Source organism: Mucilaginibacter rubeus (assembly GCF_014643835.1).
GTDB lineage: Bacteria > Bacteroidota > Bacteroidia > Sphingobacteriales > Sphingobacteriaceae > Mucilaginibacter > Mucilaginibacter rubeus.
Map to the genome: position 1 here is coordinate 20,599 of NZ_BMKD01000016.1, position 9,180 is coordinate 29,778.

A 9,180-nucleotide genomic window follows, 5' to 3' on the forward strand; every position below is an offset into this window, starting at 1 on the left:
GCGAAAACCAGACTTACGAAGTTTTTGAAACTTCGTAAGTCTTCTAAAGGCAAGCTTTCTCAGATCATATCCAAGCGCCAGTGTCTTCACGGGCGCTTTTTTCTTATATACCTTTACGCGTTAGCCAGCGCCCTGTCCAAATGCACATAGCCGCCATCAACATAAATTAGCTGACCGGTAGTATGGCTTGATACCGGCGACAATAAAAACGCTACGGTATTGGCAATTTCCTCGGCAGTGGTCATCCGGTTGCCCAATGGGATCTTTGATTCGATCTCTTTCAATTTCCCCTGAGGATCGGGCAGGGTTTTGATCCAATTAGCGTAAAGCGGTGTCCAGCATTCGGCCACTACCAGCGCGTTTACACGGATGCCGTATTTCAAAAGCTCAACCGCCCATTCGCGGGTAAGCGCGTTACGGCCACCGTTTGATGCCGCGTAACCCGAGGTATTTCCCTGGCCGGTATCCGCAGTTTTTGAAGTAATGTTGAGGATAGCCCCTTTTGATTTTTTCAGTTCAGGCAGGGCATGATGCGCCATCAGGTAATAATGCACCACGTTTTTATGCAGCGAGGCCATGAACCCTTCGTAGTCGCCGCTTTCCAGGCCAACACCATCATTTACTCCGGCATTATTCACTAAGCCATCGATACGGCCAAATTTTATTATTACTTCATTAACCGCATTTTCGCATGCTTTAGGGTCAGTAAGTTCGGCCACTACCTGGTACGCCTTATGCCCTGCTGTTGCTATAGCTTCAACCGTTTTCAGGTTATCAGCCTCACCGCGGCCTATTATAACCGGGATAGCACCCTCGGCAGCTAACACTTTCACTATGCCTTCGCCTATGCCCTTGGCGCCGCCGGTAACTATAATTACCTTATCTGTAAGTTGTAAATTCATTTTTTTATAATAGATAGATCAAATATTAATGCGAACCTGATAAGGTTAGCTTTTTAACTTTATGGTTGTTGATAGCAAAGATCAGGATGCCAAAAAAGCAAATGCCAGGCACAACGTAAGCCCATTGAATGCTGTGTGTTGCGTCAGAAACCCGCCCCATGATTACCGGGAAAATGGCACCGCCTACAATGCCCATGATTACCAATGATGAACCAAGTTTAGTTTTAGCGCCCAGGCCACGGATACTTAACGAGAAAATAGTCGGGAACATGATCGACATAAAAAACCAGGTACACATTAACGCGTAAACCGCTACTTCGCCTTTTAGTGTTACCGCCATAGCTATCAGGAAAATGTTAATAATCGCATAAGTGATAAGCAGTTTAACCGGGTTAAAATAACGCATGAGCAATGTACCAATAAACCTGCCTGCCATGAAACCCGCAGAAGCTATAGTGAGATAAAAAGAAGCTGGTTTTTCGGCAAATCCGGCTACTTTTTCTGAATAGCGGATAAAGAAACTGCTTATACCAGCTTGCGCCCCTACATATAAAAACTCTGCAAAGATACCGGCCCTTAAACTTTTCACGTGCAACAGCTCGCTTATCCTTACACCAAGCGAACGGTTGTCGTTAACTGCCTCTTCACTGGTTTCTTCAACAATTGGCGGGAAGTGCGTGCGATAAATTAAGAATGCAACTACAAGCACCACTGCGCCAATTACCACAAAAGGAATTTGTACAGACGATGCTTCATGATTAAGATATTCATTCAGCTGCTCGGGCGACATTTTGCTTGATTCCGCATCTGTTAACACTTTGCCCGATAAAATATAATTACCACCGATAAGCGGAGCTAAGGTAGCAGCCAAGCCGTTAAATGATTGTGAAAAGTTGATCCTTCTTTCAGCACCAGCCGGATCACCTAATACCGTTATATAAGGATTAGCTGCCGTTTCCAAAAAGGCTGCGCCCGAAAATACGATGAACAGGGCCGCTAAAAAGAACGCATAGTTACGTACCGCCGCTGCCGGGAAAAACAGGAACGCACCTGTTGAAAAAAGTATCAAACCTAAGATGATCCCGCCCTTGTAGCCATATTTTTTCATGAACTGTGCGGCCGGAATAGGTAATATGAAATAGGCTATATAGGATGCCGAATCGATAAGTGAGGATTGAAGGTCATTAAGCTGGCAAGCCTTTTTTAAATGTGGAATTAAGATCGGGTTAAGATTGAGCGCGAATCCCCAGATAAAGAACAGGGAAGTAATTAATGCTACTGCGAACAGGGCGTTGTTTTTTGACATTAGTGTTTATGGTTGTTATATATTGATCTGTTATTTAAATGCTGCTGAAATATCATCCAGTGAAATCCCCAGTGTTTTTAATGCTATTTTGTTTAATGCGGCTTTATTACCGGTGAAATGGAATACACTATGTTTATGTGTAAGCTTTTCGCCCGGCTTCAGGAACGCGGCGGGTGATACGCTTTCTATCTCATAAAAAGGCCCCATTTGCTTACCATCGGCCAGTGGGCCATCGTTATAAGCATTCACCGCGTCGCCGCTGTAAGGCGCGGTATCTGTTTTCCATTCCTGGTTTAGGTAGGATGCTGTACTATCCACATCAAACATGGTTATGGTTAAAACATCGTTCTCGGCATCGTAACTGCCAGCCATATTTTTTGCCCGGTTTGGCGGGATGCCCAGTTTACCGCGACTTTTGCCATCGGCCTTAAACAGCAGAATGCCGCTTTTATAAGTGATCCTATCCTTCGGAATCTCGCCGAAATAATTGGTAGTGGCTACTTTCCCTTTCGCATTTTCATTATAGGGAACTACAATCACCACTTTGGGCGAAGGGGTAAACATATCTAAATTCCATAAACAAGGTGCGCCTGTAGCTTTATCCCAAGCTTTATCTCCTGCATTAATGAGGGAATTTACAGTATTAAAACCAACTGTTTTTACAGCTGTATCCGCATCAATACTTAATACTTGCTGAATTACATTTGGCTCCATGATCTCCACATCACGCTCCAGCTTTATTGATAATTCGGTGCCGGCATAATTTTGCAGACGCGTGCTTTTGCTCATCGATACCTTTTTATCCGAAGTTGAAATGAGTTCCCAGCTTTCATTATCAACAGCAGCCGGCGTATGCCAATTGGCAAACTCCATTTTGGTGCCCGGCTTAAAGAAAAGCGAGAATTGCCCGCCTTCCGGCCCAAGCCACAGGCGATCTTCACCGCCAAAGGCATTCATATGCGGGTCTGGCTGTTTCAAATCGAATGTTTCATACTTGATCCATCCGAAACTTTTACCATTTAAACCATCAGCGGTAGATGTAAAAACCTTTGCCTGATATTTGGGCGATACGATCACCTGCCCCAAACCGCTGTCATCTTTTAAAACGATAACACTATCCTTTGCTTTTAAAAAATCAAGATCAGATCCAAAAGTTCCTTTCATGGGTAGTTGAGGGTTGCGCATGGTACACGACACCGAAGCGGCAAGCAGCAAAACTAATGATGACTTTTTAAAAAGCTGCATATGCCGGTTATTTATGTTTAGGATTTAAGCCGATCACATTCACCATTGTGCCGATATAGTCAATACTGATCTCCACAACGTCGCCGGCTTGCAAAGTAAAACTTGGCGGCGGCACCAGGCAGGTGCCCGTCATTAAAAAGCATCCGTTAGGAAAATCACATTCACTGTATAAATAGCCGGTAAGCTCGGTAAAAGAGCGTTTAATGCGCGATACCGTTGTTTCGTCTTCAAAAAGGATGGTACCATTTCGCTTAATGTTCATGCTGATGATTGTTTCACCCGGAATTGGCGATGAGGTAACATATAAGCATGGCCCAAGCGCGGCGCTTTTTTCATAAACTTTAGCCTGCGGAAGGTACAACGCATTTTCTCCCTCAATACTCCGCGAGCTCATATCATTGCCAATGGTGTATCCCTGGATATTACCATCGCTATTCACAAATAGTGTAAGTTCAGGCTCCGGCACATCCCACTCCGAATCTTTGCGGATGTAAACTTCACCGTTATGCCCGGATACCCGGTGAGCAAGTGCTTTGAAAAAAAGCTCAGGGCGCGGTGCATCATAAACCTTATCATACAGGCTTGCGCCGGTTTCTGATTCCTCCATGCGAGCGTCACGGCTGCGTAAATAAGTCACGCCAGCGGCCCATACTTCCTGGGTACCAATCGGCGGCAATATTTTGCTGTTTAGATATTCATTCTCCACCTCGGCGCTCAGAGCTGTAGTATCGGCAGTGATCATTTCCAGATAAGCGGCTAAAGCATCCCTGTTGATCAGTTTATCCCATTCATCATCAATAATATATGATGAGCCGTTATGTTGCAATAGGCTGCCTTTGGCAAGTTTATATAGTTTCATTAGTTTACTTCCAGTTCGTCTTTTGAGGGGAATTTAGGGAAAGGGCCATGTTCGCCGGTTTGATACCAGAACACGGTTGAAGCGATATCGTCCTGCAAGGGCATGTAACGACCATCATGCCGCCAGCCTAATGCCTGTATGGTAACTTTCAAACTTTTTTCAAAGCGGATTGGATCAACGATATGCCAGCGGTACATGCCAAAACGCTGTGCAATTTCATAGTGCCCATCGCCGCGGATTACCTGCGGCAAGCCGCTGTAGGGGCTGCAAAATTCGGTGTACTCCGTTCCCGGTTTTTCTTTCCCGTTGGCATCTTTATGGCGGGTATCAAAATCATACGATCCGCAAAAATAATCTTCTGTCCCTGTTCCATTTATAGTAGGAAACTTGGTATCGCCATCCATAAAAAATTTGATCTCGCCTTCACCCCACCAGCCATTTTTGTTTGAGCCATAAGCTATGTAAGTACCTACGTATTGCCCTTTGCCTTTAATGCTATCTACCAAAACAAAATCTTTTTTATAAGGTAATGGGTTTACCCTGCGAAACTGCGCGTGAAAATAGCCCGCATCCTCGGGTACATCGGTCAGGGTATAATCAACCTGGTAATAGAGCACCATATCCGCATCGTCGATATTTTCCATAGTGATGCGGCATTTTTTGCGGAACGGCATTGGCCAGTAGCAATTAAATGCACTGCCAGGATTAACCGCCACTGCGAGGGAATTTACCGGTGCATATTTACCCCATCCCATACAAAAAAAGTCGCCCACCGGCACCTCCACGGATGGGGTAGTTTCATCGTCCCAATAAAAACGGATTATGGAATAGCGCCAGTTACCGGTAGGTGTCATCCAGATATGCTGGATGGCGCCCGATCCGTTAATTTCGGCAACGGTAAAAGTTGTATGTTTTTTGATGACAACGCTTGGGCTTACTTTCCAGGTCTGGCCCAGATCGCGCGAAGCGTTGGCGCCGGTGCCGTTTGTGGCCATGCCACCTTTACCTTTCTCGCCCGTAAAATTTTCCGGGCTGATAGATCTTGTTTTGGCATCAGATGTACGATAAAGGTTGCCGAGCCCAACATCAAGACCGTTAAATTTTTGCTGCGCATCAACAAACGAAGCAACAATAACACACAGGCAGATCGTTAAAAAATAATTTTTCACCATAAAACTTATCTTTAAAATCATTTAACGCAGTAATTGGTAATGCGTTCCAGGTTTATTTGTTTATGCTTCAGGCCTTGGTTAAAAAAGCCATTCACAATCATATTGATAATTTTTTGCTATCCATACCGCTTTATAAGCATAACATGCGCATATTTTGGCATGGCTTACCTGCGGTTGATAAAGCTAATTTAAAATTTATTAAATAAATGCCTGCGCCTGTAAAAAACAGGATAGATTAATTGTCCATTCTTCGATAAATAAGCTAAATAAACCACATTTTTGCATATGCCGTTTGATCTGATACTTAACAATCTCGAAAAACACATCCACTTAACCCGCGAAGAACAGGAAATTTTCACGGCTTATTTACAGCCTAAAAAAATAAAACGAAAACAGTTTTTGCTTACTTATGGTGAGATATGCAAGTATTCGGCTTTTGTAACGGCCGGTTGTTTGCGAGGTTATACCGTAGATAAAAGTGGTATCGAACATGTGTTAAACTTTGCCCCTGCCGACTGGTGGATTGCCGATATGTATAGTCTAATTTCGCAAAAAACCGGTATCCAGAATATCGAAGCATTGGAAGATACCGATGTGCTGCTGCTATCAAAAGCCAACCAGGAAAAATTATATATACAGATACCTAAGTTTGAGCACTTTTTCAGGATCCTGACCGAAAACTCACTGGTAGCCAGTCAGCAGCGTCTTATCGATAGTCTGAGCCTTACCGCCGAAGACCGTTATTATAATTTTTGCAAACGCTACCCTACACTGATAGATCATCTCCCACAAAAACAAATAGCCTCCTATATAGGTGTAACCCCCGAGTTTTTTAGCCGGATGAAAAGCGAAATGGTGAGGAAAAGATAGATGAATGGTTGATTGGGTTGATTAGAGAGTGGTTTTATACGCAATAAACAACTACTCTCCACCCACCTAATCAACTACTCTCCAATTTTCTTAACCTACATCAAGTGCCGCCAACCAATGTCCCTTTAAATTTGTATTACAATTTAAAGGAAACACACCATGGCACAGACCATTTTACATAAAGCCAACACCCGCGGACATGCAGACCACGGATGGTTACACAGCTACCAATCATTTAGTTTTGCTGGTTATTACAATCCTCAACGGATGAACTTTGGCGCGTTGAGGGTGTTGAACGATGATACCGTTGATCCGGGTATGGGTTTCGGCAAACACCCGCATGATAACATGGAGATCATTTCAATTCCGCTGGAAGGCGACCTCGAGCATAAGGACAGCATGAACAATGTAGCTGTTATCAAAAACGGAGATATCCAGGCGATGAGTGCCGGTACCGGAATTTTTCACAGCGAATATAATTTTGACCGTACCAGCGAAGTGAAATTTTTGCAGATCTGGATCTACCCTAATAAAAGAAATGTAGAACCTCGTTACGATCAGATTTCATTAAATCTTGAAGACCGTCATAACAAACTGCAACAGGTATTATCCCCCAGTCCCGACGATGCAGGTGTGTGGATCCATCAGGACGCATGGTTTCATTTAGGCAAGTTTGACAAAGGAGTAAGCACCGAATACAGCATCAAGAAAGAGGGCAACGGCGTTTATACGTTTGTGTTAAGCGGCGAAGTGATTATTAATGGCGAAACTTTAAATAGTCGCGATGCTTTGGGTATTTGGGATACCGACAAATTTACCGTTGAAGCAGGTACAGATTCAGAGTTTTTGTTAATTGATGTACCAATGAAATTTTAAGATCATGGAAAAGACGCAGATACTGGTAGTTGGCCGTCACCCCGAAATACTGGCTACCGTGGTACGGCTGGTAAACAATAATCCTAATTGGAACGCAACAGGCTGCCTCAGCGATGAGGAGGCCATTGCGGCATTCAGTACGCGGGATTTTAAACTCGTGCTATTAGGTGGTGGTGTTGATGAGATATCGGAATATAAATTGAATGAATATTTTTGTGCCGAAAAACCCAGCATTAAAATAGTTCAGCATTTTGGCGGAGGGAGTGGACTGCTCTCGGCTGAGATTTTTGAGGCATTAGGTAGCTGATTAACTTAATGGCTGCTGCAACCACTACATCCTGAAGCAGAGCACCCTGAGCAACCGCTTCCACATCCACTGCCCCCGCCGCTATGACACCCATGACCAGAATGTCCGTGATGGCCCGAATCGAAACTACTATCAGCTCCGCAGCCGACGGTACTACAACCAGTCCCACCACCATTACCGTCACGGTCCCGTTTATCATCATTGCGCCCTTCACTATGATAACTTAATATGGTAACACCAACAAACAGTACCAGGAAAATTAATATAAAAATATCATTATCTGAGGCCTGTATGCATATCCATGAAACAAGGATCAACATCCCCATCAACAACAATACTTTAATTCGTCGAGGTTTACGGATAAGCCAGTATTTATCCAGGTTCACTCGTTGAAAATTAATCTCTTTAAAGCGGACTTCGTTTCCAGGCCAGATATCAGCAGGCGACTGTTCGTTAAAACAGTTAAAATATAATTGGCCGGTATCAGTATAAAACGTGTCATACTTTACTGCTTCGCTATTTCCACCTTTAGTAGGATTATGATGGATCTCCCTTCCGAGTGTGTCACGGCAAAGATCTATCCAATATGACCGGGTAAAAGTTAAATGCAGGTGCCAGGCCTGATCAATAGCATCGGAAGGTGTTACACCATGTTCGGAGATACAACAAAGAAAAATAAAACGTTTGTATTCAGCAATCACTCTACGGGTATAAACTAAGTCCCACCCATTCTCGCGCGCCAGGCGTTCGGAAAATTTGAAAGCAGCTTCAGGATCATCCAATTGAAAATCCAGGATCTTTTGCCAAAGCGCGGCTTGTTCTGCTGTAAGCATATGTTTAGGTATATACTTTAAAAATAGCAAAATAATATGGTAATGAAATGTTTATTGGTGATGGTGTTCGTTATCTTGCTATCGATCGGACTTTGTTCATTTTGTTAAGAAAAAGAACAAAGCCAACCCGCGGCAACTAAGCGGGCCAACGTAAAGTTAAATACAACAATGATTTCTTTGGGCGTTGCCTGTGGCCGGGCTATGCGCTCATACTGCACGGGCATTAGCCACAGGCCGGTATCCGCTCCTATCCCTAACGTGGTTTGAGGGTCAGTGGAAAGCAGAGATTGGCTACAGTTGGCATGGCTTGGGATAGGAGAATCCCCAAAGTCTAATAACGCAAAAAAGCCTTAGTAATTAGCTAAGGCTTTTGCGATGTAGCACTATTGAAAGTGATAAAGGGTGGCACCGACCTACTCTCCCACGTTTTACCGCAGTACCATCGGCTCTGGCGGGCTTGACTTCTCTGTTCGGAATGGGAAGAGGTAGACACCGCCGATATAGGCACCTGAATTTCTTTTTATTAAGGTGAAAGCTTAAAGGTAAAAGTTAAAGGTTTTTTACCTTTCGCCTTTATCCTTTGGCCTTTCAGCCTCATAAATGACATATTATTGAAAGAAGGAATTGAATGTAGAGAAAACAACAGCTTTGTTGTTCATTATCTGTTTGTCTCGGATTAGAGGTAGCGACTAATCTCTTAATCTCTAACCTCTAATCTCTGCTTTGAAGAAAGCTTCGGGCAATTAGTATTACTCGGCTATGATGTCACCACCTTTATACCTGTAACCTATCAACGTAGTAGTCTCCTAC

At 43.8% G+C, this 9,180-nt stretch carries 9 protein-coding genes and 2 rRNA genes; 3 read left to right on the forward strand and 8 right to left on the reverse strand.

Annotated elements, in window-relative coordinates; genetic code table 11:
* Positions 1–113: 113 nt before the first annotated feature.
* From IEX80_RS27600 to IEX80_RS27620, 5 genes are read right to left on the reverse strand one after another with little or no spacing between them, the layout of a single operon-like run.
* The gene (locus tag IEX80_RS27600) at positions 114–902 is read right to left on the reverse strand and encodes an SDR family oxidoreductase (protein ID WP_090534995.1); all 789 of its coding nucleotides are present in this window, start codon (positions 900–902) and stop codon (positions 114–116) included.
* Between the two features lie 25 nt (positions 903–927).
* Positions 928–2,208, reverse strand: a complete 1,281-nt coding sequence (fucP, locus tag IEX80_RS27605; protein WP_188834818.1) for an L-fucose:H+ symporter permease — start codon at positions 2,206–2,208, stop codon at positions 928–930.
* A gap of 30 nt (positions 2,209–2,238) precedes the next feature.
* Positions 2,239–3,453: a DUF6786 family protein gene (locus tag IEX80_RS27610; RefSeq protein WP_188834819.1), complete on the reverse strand. Its 1,215-nt coding sequence runs from the start codon at positions 3,451–3,453 to the stop codon at positions 2,239–2,241.
* Between the two features lie 7 nt (positions 3,454–3,460).
* Entirely contained in the window at positions 3,461–4,312 is an 852-nt protein-coding gene (locus tag IEX80_RS27615) for a fumarylacetoacetate hydrolase family protein (RefSeq protein WP_188834820.1), read from the reverse strand.
* Positions 4,312–5,505 carry a glycoside hydrolase family 172 protein gene (locus IEX80_RS27620; RefSeq protein ID WP_188834821.1) on the reverse strand — a complete coding sequence of 398 codons (1,194 nt, stop codon included), beginning with the start codon at positions 5,503–5,505 and terminating at the stop codon, positions 4,312–4,314. Before IEX80_RS27620 ends, IEX80_RS27615 begins: the two co-directional genes overlap by 1 nt.
* Before the next feature lie 264 nt (positions 5,506–5,769).
* Here IEX80_RS27620 and IEX80_RS27625 point away from each other — a divergent pair, with 264 nt between their 5' ends.
* From IEX80_RS27625 to IEX80_RS27635, 3 genes are all read left to right on the forward strand, one after another.
* Positions 5,770–6,354 (forward strand): Crp/Fnr family transcriptional regulator, encoded by a 585-nt coding sequence (locus IEX80_RS27625; protein WP_176629114.1) that lies wholly within the window; start codon positions 5,770–5,772, stop codon positions 6,352–6,354.
* A 159-nt stretch (positions 6,355–6,513) separates the two neighbouring features.
* Complete coding sequence (locus IEX80_RS27630) at positions 6,514–7,230, forward strand: pirin family protein (RefSeq protein ID WP_090534984.1); 717 nt, start codon at positions 6,514–6,516, stop codon at positions 7,228–7,230.
* 4 nt (positions 7,231–7,234) lie between these two features.
* Positions 7,235–7,537 carry a hypothetical protein gene (locus IEX80_RS27635; RefSeq protein ID WP_176629115.1) on the forward strand — a complete coding sequence of 101 codons (303 nt, stop codon included), beginning with the start codon at positions 7,235–7,237 and terminating at the stop codon, positions 7,535–7,537.
* Positions 7,538–7,542: 5 nt separating this feature from the next.
* On the opposite strand, the gene IEX80_RS27640 is transcribed toward IEX80_RS27635, so the two are convergent.
* From IEX80_RS27640 to IEX80_RS27650, 3 genes are all read right to left on the reverse strand, one after another.
* A complete protein-coding gene (locus IEX80_RS27640) occupies positions 7,543–8,370 on the reverse strand; it encodes a glycine-rich domain-containing protein (RefSeq protein ID WP_188834822.1) in 828 nt (275 codons plus the stop codon).
* Between the two features lie 400 nt (positions 8,371–8,770).
* Positions 8,771–8,882: ribosomal RNA gene (gene rrf / locus IEX80_RS27645) — 5S ribosomal RNA — on the reverse strand.
* 211 nt (positions 8,883–9,093) lie between these two features.
* Positions 9,094–9,180: ribosomal RNA gene (locus IEX80_RS27650) — 23S ribosomal RNA — on the reverse strand; the annotation flags it as partial.

Coding starts and splice junctions, on each gene's coding strand:
- IEX80_RS27600 (WP_090534995.1), bottom strand. CDS start 902: ATGAATTTACAACTTACAGATAAGGTAATTATAGTTACCGGCGGCGCC.
- fucP (WP_188834818.1), bottom strand. CDS start 2,208: ATGTCAAAAAACAACGCCCTGTTCGCAGTAGCATTAATTACTTCCCTG.
- IEX80_RS27610 (WP_188834819.1), bottom strand. CDS start 3,453: ATGCAGCTTTTTAAAAAGTCATCATTAGTTTTGCTGCTTGCCGCTTCG.
- IEX80_RS27615 (WP_188834820.1), bottom strand. CDS start 4,312: ATGAAACTATATAAACTTGCCAAAGGCAGCCTATTGCAACATAACGGC.
- IEX80_RS27620 (WP_188834821.1), bottom strand. CDS start 5,505: ATGATTTTAAAGATAAGTTTTATGGTGAAAAATTATTTTTTAACGATC.
- IEX80_RS27625 (WP_176629114.1), top strand. CDS start 5,770: ATGCCGTTTGATCTGATACTTAACAATCTCGAAAAACACATCCACTTA.
- IEX80_RS27630 (WP_090534984.1), top strand. CDS start 6,514: ATGGCACAGACCATTTTACATAAAGCCAACACCCGCGGACATGCAGAC.
- IEX80_RS27635 (WP_176629115.1), top strand. CDS start 7,235: ATGGAAAAGACGCAGATACTGGTAGTTGGCCGTCACCCCGAAATACTG.
- IEX80_RS27640 (WP_188834822.1), bottom strand. CDS start 8,370: ATGCTTACAGCAGAACAAGCCGCGCTTTGGCAAAAGATCCTGGATTTT.